23 protein-coding genes are annotated in these 20,737 nt (G+C 72.7%); 15 read left to right on the forward strand and 8 right to left on the reverse strand.

Translation table 11 applies throughout. The features are described 5' to 3' along the window. Window positions 1-6 precede the first annotated feature (6 nt). On the forward strand, window positions 7-240 hold the full coding sequence (locus tag P2T37_RS00785; protein ID WP_276234833.1) for a hypothetical protein: 234 nt from the start codon (window positions 7-9) through the stop codon (window positions 238-240). On the opposite strand, the gene P2T37_RS00790 is transcribed toward P2T37_RS00785, so the two are convergent. Then, a complete protein-coding gene (locus tag P2T37_RS00790) occupies window positions 241-1,179 on the reverse strand; it encodes an alpha/beta hydrolase (protein WP_276234834.1) in 939 nt (312 codons plus the stop codon). It lies immediately after the preceding gene. 205 nt (window positions 1,180-1,384) lie between these two features. On the opposite strand from P2T37_RS00790, the gene P2T37_RS00795 reads away from it, so the two are divergent. Beyond that, a complete protein-coding gene (locus P2T37_RS00795) occupies window positions 1,385-2,974 on the forward strand; it encodes a GMC family oxidoreductase (protein ID WP_276234835.1) in 1,590 nt (529 codons plus the stop codon). On the opposite strand, the gene P2T37_RS00800 is transcribed toward P2T37_RS00795, so the two are convergent. From P2T37_RS00800 to P2T37_RS00810, 3 genes are read right to left on the reverse strand one after another with little or no spacing between them, the layout of a single operon-like run. Beyond that, window positions 2,971-3,210: a DUF8022 family protein gene (locus P2T37_RS00800; protein ID WP_276234836.1), complete on the reverse strand. Its 240-nt coding sequence runs from the start codon at window positions 3,208-3,210 to the stop codon at window positions 2,971-2,973. The two genes, P2T37_RS00795 and P2T37_RS00800, sit on opposite strands and share 4 nt — an antisense overlap. Then, window positions 3,207-4,754 (reverse strand): acyl-CoA carboxylase subunit beta, encoded by a 1,548-nt coding sequence (locus tag P2T37_RS00805; RefSeq protein WP_276234837.1) that lies wholly within the window; start codon window positions 4,752-4,754, stop codon window positions 3,207-3,209. The genes P2T37_RS00800 and P2T37_RS00805 overlap by 4 nt, the downstream gene beginning before the upstream one ends. A gap of 53 nt (window positions 4,755-4,807) precedes the next feature. Beyond that, window positions 4,808-5,659, reverse strand: coding sequence for a response regulator (locus P2T37_RS00810; protein ID WP_276234838.1), 852 nt, complete (start codon window positions 5,657-5,659; stop codon window positions 4,808-4,810). Window positions 5,660-5,761: 102 nt separating this feature from the next. Here P2T37_RS00810 and P2T37_RS00815 point away from each other — a divergent pair, with 102 nt between their 5' ends. Both P2T37_RS00815 and P2T37_RS00820 read left to right on the forward strand, forming a co-directional pair. Then, entirely contained in the window at window positions 5,762-6,403 is a 642-nt protein-coding gene (locus tag P2T37_RS00815) for a hypothetical protein (protein ID WP_276234839.1), read from the forward strand. A gap of 41 nt (window positions 6,404-6,444) precedes the next feature. After that, window positions 6,445-6,900: a DUF7979 domain-containing protein gene (locus P2T37_RS00820; RefSeq protein WP_276234840.1), complete on the forward strand. Its 456-nt coding sequence runs from the start codon at window positions 6,445-6,447 to the stop codon at window positions 6,898-6,900. A gap of 1 nt (window position 6,901) precedes the next feature. Here the strand turns inward: P2T37_RS00820 and P2T37_RS00825 are convergent, their stop codons facing one another. Then, window positions 6,902-7,855, reverse strand: coding sequence for an NADPH:quinone reductase (locus tag P2T37_RS00825; RefSeq protein ID WP_276234841.1), 954 nt, complete (start codon window positions 7,853-7,855; stop codon window positions 6,902-6,904). Window positions 7,856-7,950: 95 nt separating this feature from the next. On the opposite strand from P2T37_RS00825, the gene P2T37_RS00830 reads away from it, so the two are divergent. Further along, window positions 7,951-8,622: a glycerophosphodiester phosphodiesterase gene (locus tag P2T37_RS00830; protein WP_276234842.1), complete on the forward strand. Its 672-nt coding sequence runs from the start codon at window positions 7,951-7,953 to the stop codon at window positions 8,620-8,622. Here P2T37_RS00830 and P2T37_RS00835 read toward each other — a convergent pair whose 3' ends face one another. Continuing rightward, window positions 8,623-8,991 carry a DUF7475 family protein gene (locus tag P2T37_RS00835; RefSeq protein ID WP_276234843.1) on the reverse strand — a complete coding sequence of 123 codons (369 nt, stop codon included), beginning with the start codon at window positions 8,989-8,991 and terminating at the stop codon, window positions 8,623-8,625. A 25-nt stretch (window positions 8,992-9,016) separates the two neighbouring features. Next, window positions 9,017-10,135 carry a glycosyltransferase gene (locus P2T37_RS00840; RefSeq protein ID WP_276234844.1) on the reverse strand — a complete coding sequence of 373 codons (1,119 nt, stop codon included), beginning with the start codon at window positions 10,133-10,135 and terminating at the stop codon, window positions 9,017-9,019. 73 nt (window positions 10,136-10,208) lie between these two features. Between P2T37_RS00840 and P2T37_RS00845 the strand changes: the two genes are divergently transcribed. The 10 genes from P2T37_RS00845 to sucD are packed head-to-tail and all read left to right on the forward strand — an operon-like array spanning window position 10,209 to window position 19,570. Further along, a complete protein-coding gene (locus tag P2T37_RS00845; protein ID WP_276234845.1) occupies window positions 10,209-12,155 on the forward strand; it encodes an aldo/keto reductase in 1,947 nt (648 codons plus the stop codon). Further along, window positions 12,152-12,910, forward strand: coding sequence for a CDP-alcohol phosphatidyltransferase family protein (locus P2T37_RS00850; RefSeq protein WP_276234846.1), 759 nt, complete (start codon window positions 12,152-12,154; stop codon window positions 12,908-12,910). Before P2T37_RS00845 ends, P2T37_RS00850 begins: the two co-directional genes overlap by 4 nt. 53 nt (window positions 12,911-12,963) lie before the next feature. Then, on the forward strand, window positions 12,964-13,722 hold the full coding sequence (locus P2T37_RS00855; protein ID WP_276236195.1) for a GTP cyclohydrolase IIa: 759 nt from the start codon (window positions 12,964-12,966) through the stop codon (window positions 13,720-13,722). Further along, the gene (locus P2T37_RS00860) at window positions 13,722-14,723 is read left to right on the forward strand and encodes a zinc-dependent alcohol dehydrogenase (protein WP_276234847.1); all 1,002 of its coding nucleotides are present in this window, start codon (window positions 13,722-13,724) and stop codon (window positions 14,721-14,723) included. The genes P2T37_RS00855 and P2T37_RS00860 overlap by 1 nt, the downstream gene beginning before the upstream one ends. Next, entirely contained in the window at window positions 14,720-15,118 is a 399-nt protein-coding gene (locus P2T37_RS00865) for a 6-pyruvoyl trahydropterin synthase family protein (RefSeq protein WP_276234848.1), read from the forward strand. Before P2T37_RS00860 ends, P2T37_RS00865 begins: the two co-directional genes overlap by 4 nt. Continuing rightward, complete coding sequence (locus P2T37_RS00870) at window positions 15,115-15,957, forward strand: class I SAM-dependent methyltransferase (protein WP_276234849.1); 843 nt, start codon at window positions 15,115-15,117, stop codon at window positions 15,955-15,957. Before P2T37_RS00865 ends, P2T37_RS00870 begins: the two co-directional genes overlap by 4 nt. After that, window positions 15,954-16,508: a metal-dependent hydrolase gene (locus P2T37_RS00875; RefSeq protein WP_382210521.1), complete on the forward strand. Its 555-nt coding sequence runs from the start codon at window positions 15,954-15,956 to the stop codon at window positions 16,506-16,508. Before P2T37_RS00870 ends, P2T37_RS00875 begins: the two co-directional genes overlap by 4 nt. Window positions 16,509-16,548: 40 nt before the next feature. Continuing rightward, window positions 16,549-17,502, forward strand: a complete 954-nt coding sequence (locus P2T37_RS00880) for a ferritin family protein (RefSeq protein WP_276234851.1) — start codon at window positions 16,549-16,551, stop codon at window positions 17,500-17,502. A 56-nt stretch (window positions 17,503-17,558) separates the two neighbouring features. Then, on the forward strand, window positions 17,559-18,701 hold the full coding sequence (gene sucC / locus P2T37_RS00885; RefSeq protein WP_276234852.1) for an ADP-forming succinate--CoA ligase subunit beta: 1,143 nt from the start codon (window positions 17,559-17,561) through the stop codon (window positions 18,699-18,701). Beyond that, a complete protein-coding gene (gene sucD, locus P2T37_RS00890; RefSeq protein ID WP_276234853.1) occupies window positions 18,698-19,570 on the forward strand; it encodes a succinate--CoA ligase subunit alpha in 873 nt (290 codons plus the stop codon). Before sucC ends, sucD begins: the two co-directional genes overlap by 4 nt. Before the next feature lie 55 nt (window positions 19,571-19,625). Here sucD and P2T37_RS00895 read toward each other — a convergent pair whose 3' ends face one another. Beyond that, window positions 19,626-20,654, reverse strand: coding sequence for a DUF7972 family membrane protein (locus tag P2T37_RS00895; protein ID WP_276234854.1), 1,029 nt, complete (start codon window positions 20,652-20,654; stop codon window positions 19,626-19,628). Window positions 20,655-20,737 lie beyond the last annotated feature (83 nt).

Raw genomic sequence — 20,737 nt, forward strand, 5'->3', positions numbered from 1 at the left:
GGTGACGTGAGCGACGAGACGACGGAGCCGGCGGAGACTGTCGAGGTGTCGGCGCTCGACGCCGTGCGGGGGCTCCACGAGGTGTCCTGTGACGTGCCGTGGTGCGAGGAGCGCGTCGGCCGGGTGGTGGAGGGAACGGCGACGTTCACCTCGCCCGAGGGCCGACGGCTGGAGGCGACGAACGCGCGCCTGCTGGTCTGTTTCGGCCACGCGACGGAGCTCCGCGAGGCCGCCGAGTAGTCAGTCGAGCGCGGCGCGCAGGTCGGCGGCCACCTTCCCGACGGCGTCGTGTGCCGCGTCCAGTTCGGCCGGTTCCGCGAGCATCGAGAAGAACGCGTGTATCATGTCCGGGTAGTGGTGGTGCTCGACGGCGACGCCCGCGGCCTCGAGCGCCTCGGCGTAGGCGATACCCTCGTCGCGGATGGGGTCGAACCCGGCCGTGACGACCGTCGCGGGCGGGAGGTCCGCGTGTGAGTCCGCGACGAGCGGGAACGCGTACGGGTCCTCGTCGTTCCCCTCGCCGAAGTACGACTCCGCGAACCACGCCATGTCCGTGTCGTTGAGGTAGTACCCCTCGCCGTTCTGTTCGCGCGACTCCCACTCGTCGGAGGGGCTGACCGACGGATAGACGAGCGCCTGGTAATCGATGGCGGGGCCGTCCTCGTCGCGCGACCGGAGGGTGACGGAGGCGGCGAGGTTACCGCCCGCGCTGTCGCCCATCACGGCCACCTTTCCCGAAGCGTCGAGCGCGTCGGGGTTGTCGGCGACCCATTCGAGGGCGGCGTAGGCGTCCTCGGCGGCCGCCGGGTACGGGTGTTCGGGCGCGCGGCGGTAGTGGACCGAGACGACGACACAGCCGCTCTCGGCGGCGATATGGCGACACAGGAGGTCGTAGCCGTCGAGGTCGCCGATGACCCAGCCGCCGCCGTGGTAGAAGACGACCGTCGGGAACGGTCCCTCGCCCTCCGGGCGGTACACCCGGACAGGAACCTCGCCGGCCGGGCCGGGTATCGTTCGGTCCTCGACGCCGCCGAGGTCCGGCCCCTCGGCGTCCGACCGCATCTGCGCGGAGACGGCGCGGGCGGTGTCGGCGTCGTACTGCGCGAGCGGGAGCACGTCGGCGGCCTCGACGCGCGCGAGGAGGGTCTGTACGTCGGCGTGTGGTTCGTCGGCGCGCATGCGTGCCGCTATCCGGACCTGCGTGGTATTAATCCCCACCCCGGGCGTCGCGGGTGCCCCGGACGACGGGGGTGTGAATGAGGGAACCCCGTCGCCCGCGGTGCACCGGCGGTTCCCCGCGGTGCGTACTGAGGTGTCATGTAGGCTTACTTAGGTCTTCTGGCCGAGGGAACGACTTATGCGTACCCGGTCGTCGGGTGATACCATGCCTACACGAACGGCGACCTACGACTACGTCGTGGTCGGCGCGGGGTCGGCCGGCTGTCTGCTCGCGAACCGGCTCTCCGCGGACCCGGACACCACCGTCCTGCTGCTCGAGGCGGGCGGCCCCGACGAGAGCCGCAACGTCCGCATCCCGGCGGCGTTCTCGAAGCTGTTCAAGTCGGAGTACGACTGGGACTACTCGACCGCGCCCCAGGAACACATGGGCGGGCGGGAGCTCTACTGGCCGCGCGGCAAGACGCTCGGCGGGTCGTCGGCCATCAACGCGATGATATACATACGGGGGCACCCGCACGACTACGACACGTGGGCCGAGCGCGGCAACGAGGGATGGGGGTACGACGACGTGCTCCCGTACTTCAAGCGCGGCGAGCACGCCGACAGCGACCGCCTCGAGGAGGAATACCACGGGAACACGGGTGAACTCAACGTCACCGACGTGCGCTCGCCGCGGCCGCTCTCGGAGGCGTTCGTCGAGTCGGCCGCCGCCGCGGGCTACCGCCGCAACGACGACTTCAACGGCGCGCGACAGGCGGGCGTCGGCCCCTACCACGTCACCCACGAGAAGGGGAAGCGCCACAGCGCGGCCGAGGCGTACCTCAAGCCCGTGCTCGACCGGCCGAACCTTACCGCCCACACGGGGGCACACGTCACGCGCGTCCGGTTCGACGGGACCGCGGCCACGGGCGTCGAGTACAGCCGCGACGGGAAGCGCCTCGTCGCGGACGCGGCCGAGGAGGTCGTCCTCTCGGCGGGCGCGGTCGACACCCCCCAACTGCTCATGCTGTCGGGCGTCGGCGACGCGGACCACCTCGCCGAGCACGACGTCGAGGTCGTCAACGACCTCCCCGGCGTCGGAAAGAACCTTCAGGACCACCTGTTCTCGTTCGCGCTGTTCGAGGCCGACACGGAGGACACGCTGGAGAACGCCGAACGGCTCCGCAACCTCGCGAAGTACTTCCTGCTCAAGCGGGGCCCGCTCACCTCGAACGTCGCGGAGGCGGGCGGCTTCGTCAGGACGGACGAGGACGAGCCGGCCCCGGACGTGCAGTTCCACTTCGCCCCGGGCTACTTCTTCAACCACGGGCTGGACGAGCCCGAGGTCGACAACGGCTTCTCCGTCGGCGTCACCCAACTGCGCCCGGAGAGCCGCGGCGAGATACGGCTCTCGTCGGGCGACCCCCTCGCCGACCCCGTCATCGACCCGAACTACTTCGACGCCGACCGCGACATGGAGGTCCACATCGAGGGCGTCCGCGCCGTCCGCGACATCGTCGAACACGGCCCGCTCGCGGACCTCAACGCCGGCGAGATAAAGCCCGGTCCCGACGCGCAGAGCGACGAGGAACTGGCCGAAGCCATCCGCGAGGGCGCCGAAACCGTGTATCACCCGGTCGGCACCTGCATGATGGGCGACGGCGACGACGCGGTCGTGGACGACCGCCTGCGCGTCCACGGCGTCGAGAACCTCCGGGTCGTGGACGCGAGCGTGATGCCGACGCTCACGGGCGGGAACACGAACGCGCCGACGTACGCGATAGCGGAGAAGGCGGCGGCGATGCTGCGCGACTAGAGCCGGTCGGCCCGCCCCGCGGCGGTCCACGCGTCGGTCGGCGTCCCGTCCGTCGGCCGGACGGTCCGCCCGAGGACGGCCTCGGTGCGGCCCGCGAAGGCCCACCGCTTGCCGTCCCACGTCTCGGGTGTCTCCTCGTCTTCCCCCTCGGCGTCGAGGTGGGCCGACACCGCGGCGACGATGGCCGCGGCCTCCTCGGAGTCCGCGTCGTCGGGGACGTAGTCGGGGAGCGTCACAGCGGGATGTTGCCGTGTTTGCGGTCCGGGCCGTCCGTGCGCTTCGACCCGAGCATTTCGAGGTCCGCGATGAGCCGGCGGCGCGTCTCCTCGGGCTCGATGACGTCGTCCACGAAGCCGCGTTCGGCCGCAGTGTAGGGGTTCGCGAACGCGTCGCGGTACTCGTCGATGAGCTGTTGGCGCCGCGCCTCCACGTCGTCGGCGTCCGCGAGTTCGTCGCGGTAGAGGACGTTCACCGCGCCCTGCGGCCCCATCACCGCGATCTCCGCCGTGGGCCACGCGTAGTTCACGTCCGCCTCCAGGTGCTTCGAGGCCATCACGTCGTACGCCCCGCCGTACGCCTTCCGTGTGATGACCGTGAGGAGCGGCACTGTCGCCTCGGAGAAGGCGTACAGGAGCTTCGCGCCGTGTTTGATGATGCCGCCGTGTTCCTGGTCCTTTCCGGGCATGAAGCCGGGCACGTCCACGAGCGTCACGATGGGGATGTTGAACGCGTCACAGAAGCGGACGAACCGCGCGCCCTTCTGCGAGGAGTCGATGTCGAGCGTGCCGGCGTTGAACCGCGGCTGGTTCGCGACGACGCCCACGGGGCGGCCGTCGAGGCGCGCGAAGCCGGTGACGAGGTTGCGCGCGAACGCCTCGGCCACCTCGAAGAAGCTCCCCTCGTCCACGGTGCCCTCGATGACGTCCACGATGTCGTACGGCTTCTGGGGCTGGTCCGGGACCACGCCCGAGACGTCGGCGTCGCGGTCCGGGTCGTCCCACGGCTCGACGCGCGGCGGGTCCTCGACGTTGTTCTGCGGGAGGTACGACAGCAGGCGACGGATGTCGTCGAGCGCAGCCTCCTCGTCGATGCTGGCGAAGTCCGCGACCCCCGACTCCGAGGTGTGGACGCCCGCGCCCCCGAGTTCCTCGAACGTGACCTCCTCGCCCGTGACCGTCTCGATGACGTCCGGGCCGGTGATCATCATGTGGCTCGTCTCCTCCACCATGAAGATGAAGTCCGTGATGGCGGGCGAGTAGACGGCACCGCCGGCACACGGTCCCATGATGGCGGAAATCTGCGGGACGACGCCCGAGGCCTTCTGGTTCCGGTGGAAGATGTCGGCGTAGCCGGCCAGCGAGTCGATGCCCTCCTGGATGCGCGCGCCCGCGGAGTCGTTCAGCCCGATGACGGGCGCGCCCGTCTCCAGCGCGCGGTCCATCACCTTGCACACCTTCTCTGCGAACACCTCGCCGAGCGAGCCGCCGAAGACGGTGAAGTCGTGCGCGAAGACGAAGACGGTGCGGCCGTCCACGTCGCCGTACCCCGTCACGACTCCGTCGCCGGGCACCTTCTGCTCGTCCATGTCGAAGTTGGTCGAGCGGTGCTCGCGGAGCATGTCGAACTCGTTGAACGTGCCGTCGTCGAGGAAGTACTCGACGCGTTCCCGCGCCGTCATCTTCCCCTTCTCGTGTTGGCGCGCGATGCGCTCCTCGCCGCCGCCCTTGCGGGCCTCGGCCTTGCGCTCGCGGAGCTCCTCTTTCCGCTCGTCCATAGTCATGGTTGGAGGCGAGACACCCCGCGGCGAAAAAGGGTTTCCGGGATTCGCCGTCCTTACCGGAACGGGCTGGGCGGCCGGGAGACCTTCTGGCGGAGCGTCCGGAACTGCTGTTCGGTTATCTCCAGCTCGGTGCGGAGCTCCTCCAACTCCTCCTCGCGGTGGACCGTCTCCGTGACGTCCTCGACGAAGACGCTCACCCCGTCGGCGCTGGGGTACGCGTGCAGTTCGACGTGGGCGTGGTGGTCGCCGATGTCGAGGCGGGTCTCGGTGTGGGTCTCCCGCTGCTCGGCCATCGCCTCGCGGACGGCGTCGGCCGCGGCCGTCCCGTCGCCGCTCGGGAACGCGTCGAACACCGGCTCGCCGAGCAGCGACTCCGCGTCGTGGCCGAGCAGGCGTTCGGCCGCGGCGTTGAGGTAGGTGAACCGGAACTCCTCGTCGAGCGCGACGAACGCGACGGTGATGCGCTCGTACACCTGTCGGATGCGGCGGTCCGCGGCCGCGGCGTCGCGCATCGCGCGCTGGCCCGCGACGAGCGTGGCGATGCGGTTGCCGAGGATGCGGAACTGGTCGAGCCCGGTGTCCTTGCGGATGTAGTCGGTGACGCCGAGGTTGATGGCCTCGGCGGCGATCTCCTCCGACCCCTTCCCGGTGAAGAAGACGACCGGGAGCTCCGGCTCCTCGGCGCGCACGGCCCGAAGCAGGTCGAGGCCGTCCATCCGGCCCATCTTGTAGTCGGTGACGACGCAGTCGTACCCGCCCTCGCGTATCCGCTCGACCGCCGCGTCGGGGTCCGTCTCCGTCTCGACCGTCATTCCCTCGTGGTCCCGCTCGACGACCGTCCGAGCGAGGTCGACGAGGTCGGGGTCGTCGTCGAGCAGCAACACCCGGATGTCGTCTGTAGCCATACACTACTCACGCCGGCTACGGGCTTAAACTTTCACTCGGATAACAACAATTAATCCCGGAACGCCCCGGGCTATTTGCGTCGTGCGAGCGTAGGACTCGGCGTGAGCAGTCAGCGACGGCTCCCCCCGATACTGGAGTTCGGCGACGCCCTGGACCGCGTCGAGGCGCACACCGACGACCCCGAGGCGGAACGCTACGTTCGGGAGATACGCGAGGGGCTCGACGACCTCGCGGCGCGCGACCCCGACAGCCGCGCCGCGCAGGTCACCTCGCTGGAGAACCTCATCGACTCCCTGCTGACGTACGCCGAGGGTGACGCCGAGCTGTGGGCGAAGACCATCCAGAACCGCTTCGCGAACTACCGGCACACCCGCCGGGCGTCGTCGGCGAACCTCCACGTCTCGAACGGCCGCATCGAGCGGGAGGGCGAAGCCGTCGGCGCGGGCGCCGAGGCGGGCGAGGCGCGGCTGCGCGGGGGCCTCGTCAACAACGGCGAGCGCTCGGACGCGATGGTCTCCATCGCCTTCTACGACGACCGCGACCGCGCCGTCTGGAAGGTGGAGTCGCGCCTGTTCGAGGTCGACCCCGGCGAGCGCCGCGACCTCGACCTCACGGTGTACATCCCCGAGGGCGCGGCCTACTACGCCGTCGGCGCCTTCGAGCCGGACGACCCCGCGGCCGTCGGCGGCGACGCCCCGACCCCCGGCCGCGAGTCGGACGGCGACGCCTCCTACGTGGACTGACGGCGGGAAGACACTTACCGCGACGGGCAAAAGCCCGCGACATGGAACCCCGCACCCGCACGGCCCTCGCGGCCCTCGCCGTCTTCCTCGGGGTCGCCGCCCTCGCCGGGGCCGCCCTCCTCTTCCCGCACGCCGGCCAACAGGCGTACGGCCACGCCGTCGTCCCGGCCGACGAGCGCCCGACGAACGGGGACGCCCCCGTCTACGACTACGCGAACCTCTCCACCGACGCCCGTACCGCGTTCGACCGAGCGCGCGACGAGGCCGACGGCTCCGCGCTCGTGTACGGGAGCGCGAACCGCCCGCCGGAGTTCGAGTACGGCGAGCGGGACGTGTACTACGTCGCGACCGACGACGGCCGGTACCGGCTGGTGACGTGGGACGCCGGCCCGGACGCGCTCACGGCCGTCAGGCTCGGCGTGAAGGCGGTCCTCGGCCTCGGCGGGCTCCTCGCGCTCGGGGCGGGGGCGCTCGTCCTCGCCCGCCGCCGCGCGTAGGCTACGGCTCGACGACCAGTTTTCCGAGGACGGAGTCGTTCAGCACGTCGGCGTGCGCCTCGGCGACGCCGTCGAGGTCGTACGTCCGGGCGACGACGGGGTCGATGTCGCCGCGCGCGACCAGCCCCGCGAGGTCCGCGAGCACGGCCGAGGTGTCCGGCGTGTTGAACATCGACATCGCCTGGAAGCGGAGGTCCTTGAACTTCCCCGGCCCCATCGGGACGGCGACGGTCGGCTCCGTGTTGCCGATGGCGACGATACGCGCGCCCGGCGCGGCCGCCTCGGCGTCCGTCTCTATCGTGCGGTTCGCCACGGTGCCGAGTATCACGTCCGGCGCGCCCGCCTCGGCGACGGCGTCGGCGAGGTCGTCGCGCCCGTAGTCGAACGCGCGGTCCGCGCCCAGTTCCAGCAGTCGGTCGTGGTACTCGGGGCGGGCGGTCGCCGTCACGGTCGCGCCCATCGCGCGGGCGAGCTGGACCGCGATGTGGCCGACGCCGCCGTTGCCCCCGTGGACGAGCACCTCGTCGCCGGGACCGACCTCGCCGTGGTGGACGAACGCCTGCCACGCGGTCGTCCCGACGAGCGCGAGCGCGGCCGCCTCGTCCGCGGCGACGGCGTCCGGCAGGGGCGCGGCCAGCCGTTCGGGGACGGCGACGTACTCCGCGCAGGTGCCCGGCTCCTCGCGTCCGAGGCCGGTGGCGTAGACGCGGTCGCCGGGCTCGAACCCCTCGACCGCGTCGCCGACGGCCTCCACCTCCCCGGCCACGTCGGAGCCGGGCACCCACGGGAGCGACGGGAGCGGGTACGCCCCCTCCCGGAAGTAGGTGTCCACGGGGTTGACGCCCGCGGCCGCGACGCGGACCAGCAGTTCGTCCGGGCCGGGGTCGGGGCGGTCGGTCTCCTCGACGGTCAGGACGCTCTCGTCGCCGTGTTCGTGGTAGCGGACTGCTCGCATGGACGGGCCGTGGGGCGCGCGCGGCTTGAATCCGCCCGGTAGCGGTCACCCCGTCCGACAATCATTTACTTTCCCGGATGTGGTAGTCGGGTAGTATGCGGCTCATCGCGCACCGGGGGTTCGGGGACGTGTATCCCGAGAACACGCTCACGGCGGTGGAGGCGGCCGCGATGCGCGCCGACGACGTCGCCGTGGACGTCCGCCGATGCGACTCGGGGGAGCTCGTCGTCATCCACGACCCGACGGTCGACCGTATCACGGACGGCTCCGGGGCCGTGTGTCGCCACACGCTCGACGAGCTACAGGCGCTCGACGTGCTCGGGACGGGCGAGCGCATCCCGGCGCTGGAGACGGTTCTGGCCGCGGTCCCGCCCTCCGTCGGCGTCACGCTCGAACTCCACGAGGTGGGGTTGGCGGCCGACGCCCTGCGGCTGGCGCGCCGGTCGGACCCGCAGGTGACCGTCTCGTCGGGCATCGCCCACGAACTGGAGGGGTGTCGCGGCATCGACCCGACGGTGCCGCGCGCGTACCGCTTCGACGGCGAGCCCGAGGTCGGCCTCGACTTCGCCGACGAGACGGACTGTTCGTACCTCCACCCCCACGCGAGCGTCTGCGAGGAGTGGGTCGTCGCCGACGCCCACCGCGAGGGGATGTGCGTCAACGCGTGGGGCGTCGGCGACCGCGAGACGGCGACGACGCTGGCCGAGCGCGGCGTCGACGGCATCGTCGCGGACTGTACCGAGGTGCTGCCCCGCGTCGAGCAGTAGTCAGGCCCGCCGGTACAGCACCGCCAGCACGACCACGAGCGCGACCTGTATGGCCTTGTCCGCGTAGCCGAGCGTCGAGAAGTCGGGCGCATTGAGCGCGTACCACGCGACCACCTGCCCGAGCGTGAACGGGATGCCGACCAGGTACATCGCCCGGCGCCGGTAGTCCACGAGCACCGCCGCGACCCCGGCGAGGTAGCCGACCCCGGCGACGGCGAAGGCGACCCCCAGCCCCGACGCGCCGAAGCTCGCGGCCAGCCCGAGGTGGAGCAGCCCGGTCGCGAGCGACAGCAGTATCCCCGCCCAGTGCAGCGCCGTCAGCGAATCGGTGGCGAGCGTCGACCCGCTGCTCGCCGTTTGTGTCGCCATGCCTCCCGTTGGGACGGCGAGAGCTTCACTCTAAGGCCGCCGCGACGTGGTCGCGCAGGGCGTCCGCGAACCGCTCGGGGCCGAACCGGTCGCGCGGCAGCGTCGGCGTCAGTCCCGACTCGACGGCCGCGGCCACCCGCTCGGCCGCTCCCTCGACGCCGTCGAACAGCAGTCGTTCGTCGCCGGCGAGCACGTCGCGCTGGCCCCCGCTGTCCGGCGCGAACGCGACCATCCCCGCCGCGACGTACTCCGCGACGGCCATCCCGAAGTGCTCGTCCGGCTTGGCGTTCAGCCCGTAGCGGTAGCGCCCGAGCAGCGTCTCGACCCGCTCGCGGTCGGCGTCCGTCTCGACGGCGAGATAGGGGCGCTCGGCCGCGGCCGACCGCACCCGCTCGACGTAGTCGCGGTAGGCGGGCGCGGCGGTGCCGACGACGTGGAATCGGAGGTCGTGGCCCCGCTCGCGGACGGCGTCCGCGACCCGTATCGCGTCGAGCGTCCGCTTGTCGGGGGCGATGCGGCCGAGGACGAGCACACCCGGCTCACGGTCGGCCCACGCCCGCCCCGCGACGGGAGCCACGGGCGGGTGGAGCACCGCCGGGCGACGGCCGTAAATCGACGCGACCGTGTCGGCGGTCCACGCGGAGTTGGCGAGCAGGTGCGCGTCGTCGCCGACGGCGCCGGGCGTCGGCCCCGCGAGGCGGCTCCACAGCGGGTCGAGCGTGCCCGGGTCGGCCCGCGGCGTCCGCCGGCCGTGGAACTGCGGGAAGTGGACGTACTGCAGCGAGGGGAGCGAGAGGGCGAACTCGTTCGCGGTGGAGACGGCGAGGTCGTACTCGTCCGCGTGCCGCCGGAAGAAGGCCCGCAGGAGGGTGCTCCGGGCCGGCAACTGCGGCCCGATACGGGGTGCGGCCCGCGCGAACGCCCCCGCGACGGCGTCGGCGAGGGGCGGCGACGCGACCCGAACGTCGCCCGGCACGTCGAGCGACACGCCGAAGTCCGCCGCGACGGCGGCCGGGTCGGCCCGCGAGACGGTGAACAGCGTCACGTCGTGGCGCTCGGCGAGGGCGGCACACGCCCGGACGCAGACGGCGTCCGCGCCGCCCCGCAGGTCGAGCGTGTTGTGCAACACCGCGAGCCGTGCCATGGTCCGCCCAGGGACCGGGACCACTTCAACGGCGCGTACCGGGTTATATGGCGCGGGCGTCCCTACGCCGTGTGTGGATTGTCTCTTCGTCGGGGCGGGGGCGGTCGCCGCGAAGTACGCCGAGGGGCTGGCGGCGTCGCCGCTGCGGCTCGCGGCCGTCTGCGACCGGGAGCGCGACCGGGCCGAGCGGCTCGCCGGCGACCACGGCGCGGCCGCCTACGCCGACCTCGACGCCATGCTCGCGGCCGAGGACGCCGCGCTCGTCGTCAACCTCACGGGCCACGCGGCCCACGCGCCGGTGACCGAGCGGTGTCTCGACGCCGACCGACACGTCTTCTCCGAGAAGCCGGCCGCGCTGTCCCCCGACCGCGCCGCGGGGCTAATCGAGCGCGCACGGGACCGAGAGCTGGCGTTCGGCTGTGCCCCGCTGGCCCCCGACTGCGACGCCCAGCGCCACGCCGCGACCCTGCTCGGGGACGGTCGGCTCGGCCGGGTCCGGTTCGCCGCGGCGACGGCGAACGTCGGCCGGGTGGACCGCTGGCACGACCGCCCCGACTCCTTCCTCGCCGTCGGGCCGCTGTACGACGGCGCGGTCTATCCCCTGTCGGTGCTCGTCGCGTGGTTCGGCCGCGTCGAGCGGGTCAGGACCGCCGACGCCGTCCCGGCGTGGCCCGAGGACGCCCCCGAGGCGGACGCGCCGACGCACTGGGAGGCGACGCTCGCGTTCGCCGACGGCCCGACCGTCGCGCTCCGCGCCAGCTACTACGTCGACCACCGGAGCCGGGAGTTCTACGGGGTCGAACTCCACGGCGACGACGGGACGCTGTACCTCGACGACGCGGGCGCGATGGCCGCCGAGCGCGACGCCGTCACCGTCCGCGGGGGCGACCGCGAGCCGGTCGTCGCGCCCCACCCGAAACCCCGCCGCGAGCGGCGCTACCTCTACGGCCCGGAGCGGCTGGCCCGTGCCGTTGCCGCCGGCCGGCAGCCACGCGCCTCGGCCCGCCGGAGCGCCCACGTCGTCGCCGTCTGTGCGGCGGTCGAGCGCGCGGCGGCCGAGGGCGGGCCGGTGGATGTCGAAGGAGCAGCCCCGCCCCCTGCCGAAACACGCCGGTGGCCGGCACGGCCGGCGCCCGAGGGCCGACCGGACCGGGGCGCGATACGCCTCCCGCCGATCGGGTTCGGCTGCTCGCGCTACCGCGACGGCGCGTACGTCGAGCCGGCGCTCGGCGCGGCCGTGGACGCCGGCTACCGGCTGTTCGACACGGCGGAGCTGTACGGCAACGAACACCGGCTCGGCGACGCGCTCGCCGGCCTCGGCCGCGACGGCGTCTTCCTGTTCGGGAAGGCGTGGAACACGAACCACGGGCCGGGCCACCTCCGGGCGGCCTGCGAGGGGTCGCTCGCGGAACTCGGCGTCGAGGCGTTCGACTGCTACGCGCTCCACTGGCCCGACGCGTGGGAACACACCGACGACCTCCGCCGGCTCTCCGAGCGGCCGGTCGCCGAACAGGAGGCGCTGACGTTCCCGACCGAGGGGGACGCGCCGGTCCGCGCGGACGTCTCCCTCGCGGACACGTGGCGGCGGCTCGAACGGCTCCGCGAGGAGGGGCTGACCCGCACGCTCGGCGTCTGTAACGTCACGCTCCCGCGGCTCGCGCGGCTGTGCGACGCGGCCCGCGTCCCGCCGGCCGTCGTGCAGGTGGAGCGCCACCCGTACCGGCCCCGCACGGCGCTCGTCGAGTGGTGTCACCGGCGCGGCATCCGAGTGATGGCACACTCGCCGCTGTCGGCCCCCGGACTGCTCGACGAGCCGGCCGTGCGCGACGTGGCCGAGCGCGTCGATGCCGCCCCGGCGGCCGTCCTGCTCGCGTGGCACCGCGCCCGCGGCGTCGTTCCCATCCCCTCGACGACCGACCCCGGCCGCGCGAGCGAGAACCTCGCGGCCGCGCGCCTCCGGCTGGACGGCGACGCGCTCGCCCGGCTGGACGCCCTCGCGGACCCTTCCTTCGAGCGATGAGCCGGCTCCGTCCCGCGATGCGCCGCCGGCTGGTCGCGGTCGCGGTCGTCGGCCTGCTCGCGGCGACCGTGGTGGCGGCCGCGACCGCGAGCCGCTACGGCACGACCGAGGCGACGGCGTGGCTCGCGGCCGCGGCGCTCCCGCTCGGCTACGTCGCCGCCGCCCCGGCGTGGTGGCTCGTCAGGGACGGCGCCGAGGCGACGACGCTCGGGGTGGCGAACGGCATCACGCTGGCGCGGGGCGGGATGTACGCGCTCGTCGCCGGCTTCCTGCTCGTCGTGCCGCCCGCGGGCGACCCGTGGCGCTGGCTCCCCGCCCTCCTCTACGGGGCCGGCGCGGCGCTCGACGCCGTGGACGGGGCCGTCGCGCGCCGGGTCGGCACCCCGACCCGGCTCGGCGAACGGCTCGACATGGGGTTCGACACGCTGGGCTTCCTCGTCGCCCCGCTGGTCGCGGTGGCGTGGGGACGGCTCCCCGTGTGGTACCTCTCGCTGTCGGCGGCGCGCTACTGCTACCGCCTCGGCTGTGCGCTCCACGTCCGGCGGGGCGGGACCCTCCGCCCGCTCCCCGAGAGCCGCGTCCGCCGCCCGCTCGCGGGGGTCCAGATGGCTTTCATCGCGGTCGCGCTCGCGCCGGTCGTCCCGGTCGCGGTCGTCGAGGCGGCCGCCGCGGTCGTGCTCGTCCCCTCGCTCGCGGTCTTCTGCCGCGACTTCCTCGTCGTGACCTCCGCCGGAGGACTGAAACAACGTTCATGACCGTCCGGTCCAAGGGGCGCGCAGTGACACGACACGCAGACGGGGGTGCGCGGATGGTCGCCGTGCAGGTGGACGACTACGGCCCGTGGACGACGACCCCGCGACCCCGCCGCGAGACGGACCTCCAGGCCCTTCAGGCGCGGCTGTTCGCCGACGTGGCGGACTTCGTCGGCGGCCGTGACGGCTACGCCTTCGCCGGCCGGTTCGACAACATGGTGGGCACCGCGACCCGCATCGAGACGGACACGTTCGAGCGCCTCCAGGAGCGGGTCCGGAACCGCTACCCGGTGACGGTGAGTATCGGGGTGGGGACGGGTGAGACGCCGGCGGCCGCGCTCGACGCCGCGGGGAGCGTCATCAGCGACGCGGGGAGCGCGCAGGGCGACCGCCGCGAGACGCTCGGCGACCGGGTCGCGGAGGGGTTCGACGGGGCGCCCGACACGGTCACCGTCGCGCACTTCGACGTGGTGGACGCGACGGGCACCTACACGGACGCCGTCTCGCCCACCCGCGCGGAACTCGACATCCGCGGGGGCGTGCTCTCGCTCGCCGAGTACCTCCACGACGAACACGGCGCGGTGACGCAGTTCGTCGGCGGCGACAACGCCATCGCGGTGACGCCCGCGCTCGACCGCGCGGCCGTCGCGGCGGCGACCGACCACGTCCGCGCCGAGGTCGGCGTGGACCTCCAGGTCGGCGTCGGGCGCGGCCCGACCGCCCACGCGGCGGGCGACGAGGCCAAACACGCGCTGGAGACCTGCCGCGAGACCGGCCGCCGCGCCCACGGCCCGTGGGCCGCCGCGGACGACTGATGGAGGCGAGGACGCTCTACTTCGCCGAGCCGGGCCGCGTCGAGCGGCGGACGCGACCGCTCGCGGCCCCCGACCCCGGCGAGGTCGTCGTCGAGACGACCGCGTCGGGCATCAGCGCCGGCTCGGAACTGCTCGTGTACCGCGGCGAGGTGCCCGACGGGATGGCCGTCGACGCCACCATCGACGTGCTCGACGGGGAGTTCGCCTACCCGCTCGCGTACGGCTACGCGGCCGTCGGCGAGGTGGTGGCCGCCGGCGACGGGACCTCGGTCGGGGTCGGACGGCGCGTCTTCGCCTTCCACCCGCACGCCGACCGCTTCCGTACGGGGGAGGACGCGGTCGTCCCGCTCCCGGACGGCGTCGGCACCGAGGCGGCGACGCTCCTCCCGAGCGTCGAGACGGCGACCAACATCGCGCTGGACGCCGCCCCGAAGGTCGGGGAGCGCGCGGTCGTGTTCGGGGCCGGCGCGGTCGGCCTCTGTACGATAGCCGTGCTCGCCGACTTCCCGCTGGAACGGCTCGTCGCCGTCGAACCGGTCGCCGCCCGGCGGGAGCGGGCGCTCGCGCTCGGGGCGGACGCCGCCGTCTCCCCCGAGGAGTTCGACGGCTTTCCCGACGCGACCCCCGCCGGGGCCGACCTCGCCGTGGAGCTGTCGGGCCGGCCCGCGACGCTGGACGACGCCATCGACGCCGTCGGCTTCGACGGCCGCGTCGTCGTCGGCTCGTGGTACGGGACGAAGCGGTCGCCGGTCGCGCTCGGCGGCTGTTTCCACCGCGACCGAATCAGCGTCGAGTCGAGCCAGGTGAGCACCGTCGCGCCCGAACTCCGGGGACGGTGGACCACCGACCGACGGCTCGATGCCGCGCTCGACCGGGTGGCCCGGCTCGACGCCGACCGCCTCCTCACCCACCGCGTCCCGTTCGCCGAGGCCGAGGACGCGTACCGACTGCTCGACGAGGGAGCCGACGACGCCCTACAGGTCGTCCTCACCTACCCGTGACCACCGACAGCCCGACCGAGCCGTACCGGCTCACCGTCCGCCGCGAGTTCGTCGCACAGCACTTCCTCACCGTCCCCGACCCCGGGCCCGAGGGGGAGCCACACAGCCACGTCTTCACCGCCGAGGTCGAGTTCGCCGGGCCGGACCTCGGCGCGTACGGCTACCTCGTCGATATCGACGCGGTCGAGGCGGTGCTCGACGACGTCGTCGGCCGCTACCGCGACGCGCTGCTGAACGACCTCCCGGAGTTCGACGGGAACCCCAGCGTCGAGCGGTTCGCCCGGCTGTTCGGGGACCGCGTGGTCGACGGGCTGGACGACCCGACCCCCACCCGGCTCGTCGTCCGGCTGTGGGAGGACGACCTCGCGTGGGCGAGCCACGAGCGCCGGCTGTGAGCCACGACCACGGCCGCCGGCGCTACCTGCTCGCCAAGCGGTCCGTCGACGCCCGGGCGCGCGACCGCCGGGTGCGCGACGCGATGCTCGACGCCCTCGTCCCCGAGCCCCGCGTCTTCGAGGCCGGACCGGGGGCGGGACTGGGCGCGCTCGACCTCCGCGAGTGGGGCGTGACGCCGTCGTCGTACCGGGGCGTGGACGCCGACCCGGGCGTGGCCGCGTTTGCCGCCCGCCTCCTTCCCCGGGCGTTCGCCCGCGCCGGCTACGACGCCAACCCCGTCGAGGGCGGCTGTCGCATCGGGGACACGACCTACCGCTTCGAGGCGGGCGACGCGGTGGCCGCGCTCCCCGGCGCCGGCGCGGACCTCGTCGTTGCGCAGTCCTTCCTCGACCTCGTGGAACGCGACCGCGTTCTGGACGCCGTGGCCGCCGGACTCTCGCCCGGCGGGGTCGCCTACGCCCCGCTCACCTTCGACGGCGTGACGCTGTTCCAGCCGTCGCACCCCGAGGACGACGCGGTGGCCGAGCGGTACCACGACGCCATCGACGCGGCGCCCGGCCGGGACGCGCGGGCGGGACGGCACGTCCTCGACGCGCTCCGCCGACGCGGCGACGAGGTGCTCGCGGTCGGGGCCTCGGACTGGATCGTTCGCCCCGCAAACGGCGGCTACCCCGCCGACGAGCGGCGCTTCCTCGACCGGATACTCGACTTCGTCGCGGCGGCGGTCGACCGCGACGACTGGGTCGCGACGCGGCGCGAACAGGTCGAGGCGGGCGACCTCCTCTACGTCGCGCACGGCTACGACCTGCTGTGGCGCCCCGGGGGCGACGGGCCGTGATGGTCATCACCCACGTCGCGGTGGCGCTGCTCGCGGCGTCGGCCGTCGCCGTGGCCGCCCCGGAGTTCGCGGCGGCCGCGGCCGTCGGCGCGTACGTCGGCGGTACCCTCCCCGACATCGACCTGTTCGTCGGCGTCCACCGGCGCACGCTCCACTTCCCCGTGCTCGGGCCGGCGCTCGCCGTGCCCGCGGTGGCCGTCGCGCTGGTCGTCCCCTCGGACGCGACGGTCGCCGTCGCCGTCGCGCTCGTCGGGGCGGGCGTTCACGCCGCGAGCGACGCGCTCGGAGCCGGCGAGGAACTGCGCCCGTGGGAGCGGACGAACCCGAACGCGGTGTACGACCACGCCTCCGGGCGGTGGTGGCGCGCGCGCTACCTCGTGCCGTACGACGGCTCGCCGCGCGACCTCGCGGTCGCGGTCCTCGCCGCGGTTCCGACCCTGCTCGTCTACGACGGCCCCGTCGCGTGGGTGCTCGCGGGGCTGCTGGTCGCGGCGGCCCTCTACACCGCCGTCCGACGCCGGGTGGTTCCGTACTTCGAGGCGATGCTGTAACCGGCGGCAGGTCTATGCCGATGTGGTCGTATTCGCCGACATGAACCGCTACAGCGACCCGGACCGGGGCCACCGGCTCGACCCGGACTCGTTCGCCTCCGGCTACTTCCGCAACGCCGTCTACCGCCACTGGGACCCCTACGAGGACATCCCGGACGACCTGCTCGCGCAGGACCGCGAGCGCCTGACGGAGCGCGACCAGACGGAGGCCGAGTTCGACGGCCTGCGCCGCACGCTCGCGCTGTTCGGCGCGGGCGAGGAGGCCGTGACGGAGGACCTCGCCCCCCTCGCCATCCGGCTCGACGACGTGGAAAAGGAGATGTTCGTCACCTCACAGCTGTACGAGGAGGCGAAACACACGGCCTTCTTCGACCGGTACTGGCGCGACGTGATAGACCCCGTCGCGGAGGCGTGCGGCTTCGAGGTCACCGCGCCCACCGACGGGCGCTACTTCAACGAGGGGTACGTCGAGCTGTTCGACCGCACGGAGGCCGCGATGGCCGACCTGCTCTCCGACGACTCGCCGGAGGCGCTTGCGAAGGCGTACTGCCACTACCACCTCGCCGTCGAGTCCGTGCTGGCACAGACGGGCTACTACGGGATACAGGGCTCCTTCTCGCCGTCGGGGCCGGACCTGCCGGTCGTCGGCGAGCCGGTCCACCTCGAAGGGCTGGTGGAGGGCATCACCCGCATCCGCTCGGACGAGGGCCGCCACGTCGGCTTCGGGATGCACGAGGTCCAGCGGCTCGTCGGCGAGGAGGGGGTGGACCCCTCGCTCGTCCAGGAGACACTGATGGAGCTGCTCCCGCTCGTGGCGAGCACCGTCGAGGACCCCGAGGGCGCGGAGGCCGGCATCGACTCGAACGCGCTCGTGAACTACGCGAGCGAGAAGCTGGCCCGGCGTATCGAGGTCATCACCGACCGCGAGGCGGACATCCCGCCGGTGGACGAACTCGTCCGCGTCGAGGGGGGCCGGGAGGGGGCTGCCGACTAGTCGCTCGCCCGTTTCGATACTACTAACTCCGGGTCGCCGGAATCGGAGAGTGACAGATGAAACTCCACGAGTATCAGGCGAAGGGCGTCTTCGCCGACGCCGGGCTCCCGGTCCCGGATTCGACGCTCGCCTCGACCCCCGACGAGGTCGTCGCGGCGGCCGACGATATCGGCTACCCCGTCGCCATCAAGGCACAGGTACAGGTCGGCGGGCGCGGCAAGGCCGGCGGCATCGAACTCGTCGACGACGCCGAGGAGGCGCGCGCGGCCGCCGAGCGCATCATCGGCATGGACCTCAAGGGGCTCCACGTCGACCGCGTGCTCGTCGAGGAGGCCGTCGACTTCGTCAACGAGCTGTACGTGGGCGTCACGATGGACCGCAACGAGGGCAAGCCCGTCGCGATGGTCTCGACGCAGGGCGGCGTCAACATCGAGGAGGTGGCCGCGGAGACGCCGGAGGCCATCGCCCGCGAGCACGTCGACCCCGCGTTCGGCCTCCAGCCGTACCAGGCCCGCCGGGCCGTCTACGACGCCGGCGTGGACCGCGAGGTGGCCGGCGACGTGGCCTCCGTGCTGACGACGCTGTACGACCTCTGGGCGGAGAAGGACGCCACGGAGATAGAGGTCAACCCCGTCATGATAACGAGCGACGGCGAGGTCGTCTGTGCGGACGCCGTCATGAACATCGACGACGACGCGCTGTTCCGCCACCCGGACCTCGCCGACATGGAGGACGAGGCGGCGGAGGACGACCTCGAAGCCAAGGCGAACGAGTACGGCTTCGACTACGTCCGCCTGTCGGGCAACGTCGGCATCATCGGCAACGGCGCGGGCCTCGTGATGACGACGCTCGACCTCGTGGACTACTACGGCGGCGCGCCGGCGAACTTCCTCGACATCGGGGGCGGCGCGAAGGCCGAGCGCGTGGCGAACGCGCTCGACATGGTGTTCGCCGACGAGAACGTCGATTCGGTCGTGTTCAACATCTTCGGCGGCATCACCAGAGGCGACGAGGTCGCCAAGGGCATCAACGAGGCGCTGGAGTCGTTCGACGAGATACCGAAGAAGGTCGTCGTCCGGCTGGCCGGTACGAACGCCGCCGAGGGGATGGAGATACTCAACACCGACCTCGTGACGGTGGAATCGACGCTGGAGGACGCCGTCCAGCGTGCGGTCGAATACTCGGAGGAGGAACAATGAGCATCCTAGTCGACAACGACACGCGCGTCGTGGTACAGGGCATCACCGGCGGTGAGGGACGGTTCCACACCGAGCAGATGATGGAGTACGGAACGAACGTCGTCGCCGGCGCGGTCCCCGGCAAGGGCGGCCAGGAGGTCGAGGGCGTCCCGGTGTACGACACTGTCCGCTCCGCGGCCCGCGAGGAGGACGCCGACGCGGCCGTCGTCTTCGTCCCGCCGGCGTTCGCCGCCGACGCGCTGATGGAGGCGCTCGACTCGCCGGTCGACCTCGTCGTCGCCATCACCGAGGGCATCCCCCAGCAGGACATGGCGAAGGTGTACAAGCGCCTGAAGGAGACGGACACGGACATGATCGGCCCGAACTGTCCGGGCATCATCACCCCCGGCGAGGCGAAGCTCGGCATCCTGCCGGGCAACATCTTCGCCGAGGGCGACGTGGGCCTCGTCTCCCGCTCCGGCACCCTGACGTACCAGGTCGTTGACAACCTCACCCAGCGCGGCATCGGCCAGACGACCGCCGTCGGCATCGGGGGCGACCCCATCATCGGCACGGACTTCGTCGACGCGCTGGAGTACTTCGAGGCGGACCCCGACACGAAGGCCGTCGCGATGTGCGGCGAGATCGGCGGCGAGGACGAGGAGGAGGCCGCCGCCTACATCGCCGAACACATGGACACGCCGGTCGCCGGCTTCATCGCGGGCCGCACCGCGCCGCCGGGCAAGCGGATGGGTCACGCCGGCGCCATCGTCTCGGGCGGCGGCGGCACCGGAACCGCCGAGTCGAAGATACAGGCGCTCAACGACGCGGGCGTCCCGGTCGGCGACACTCCGAACGAGGTCGCCGACCACATCGAGAGCTTCCTGTAACCGTCGTTTCCGTTCTCGCGTTTTTTCGTACAGGTCGGGAGCCTCGCGACCGCGCTCACCCGTCGAGGCGGTCGCGCTCGCCGTTGCCGTCGAGGATGAACGGCCCGGCCGAGAGGGTGCGCCGCGAGACGGTGGCGACGCGGAGGACGTACGCCGTCAGCACGATGAAGGGCGCGAGCGCGACGGTGTAGGCCGCGCCGGCGAACAGCAGGACGTACGAGATGCCGAACACGGCGCCGTCGATGAACTGGAGGTCGACGGCCAGAACGGCGTACGAGACGACGATGATGGCCGGCAGCGAGACGTACAGCAGGTCCGAAGTGAGGTTCGAGAACTCGCGTTCGAGGTAGAGCGACTTGAAGTACTCGCGGGCGGCGAGGAAGAACTGAAGCGCCTCCTCCAGTTCGTCCACGGTGTCGCTCGCGGCGTCGGTGAGCTGTGCGCCGTGTCGGGAGCGGAGCCGGCGGAGCGCGAACAGCTGTTCGGCGTAGTCGTACTCCAGCGCCGCGCGCAGCATCTCGAAGGTACCGTACTCCGCGCTGTCGAGCGCGCGGTTGACGCGCTCGGTGTTGGCCGCGACGTGGCCGAGGTACGCGTCCACCTCGGCGTCGAGGTCGCCGGGCGTCGCCTCGTCGATACCCGGATGGGTCCGCATCTCGGCCACCTCGTCGTCGAGTTCCTGCGCGCGCTGGAGGACGGCCCGCGTGATGGCGCGCAGGAAGGCCGCCGGCTCCGCGGGCGACACCTGCCGGTCGATGATGTCCTCCGTCTGTCTGCGGAACTCGCGGGTGGAATCGACGCGCTCCTGCTGGCGACCCACGGGCGACAGCTCCTGGGAGACGAACAGCGAGGCGACGGAGACGACGACGGAGACGAGGAGGATGACCCCCGACAACAGCGTGTTGAGCAGCGCCGCCACGGAGGAGCGGTCGGTGAGGAGGGCGTTCACGCCGTCGGGCGCGATGATACCGAGCGGGAACATCGCGACGTACACGGCGAGGACGAGCGCGAGGATGACGTGCCGGCGGCTCCCGGTGACGAGCAGCCATCGACCGACCCTACCGCCGGGCACGTCGGTGTTCACGCGCCGGGCTACCGGCGGCTGTGACTTAATCGGGCCGGGTCGCCGCCGGTCGCCGCGGGCTGAACCCTCAAGCGTCTGGAACC

This window comes from Halosegnis marinus (genome assembly GCF_029338355.1).
GTDB lineage: Archaea > Halobacteriota > Halobacteria > Halobacteriales > Haloarculaceae > Halosegnis > Halosegnis marinus.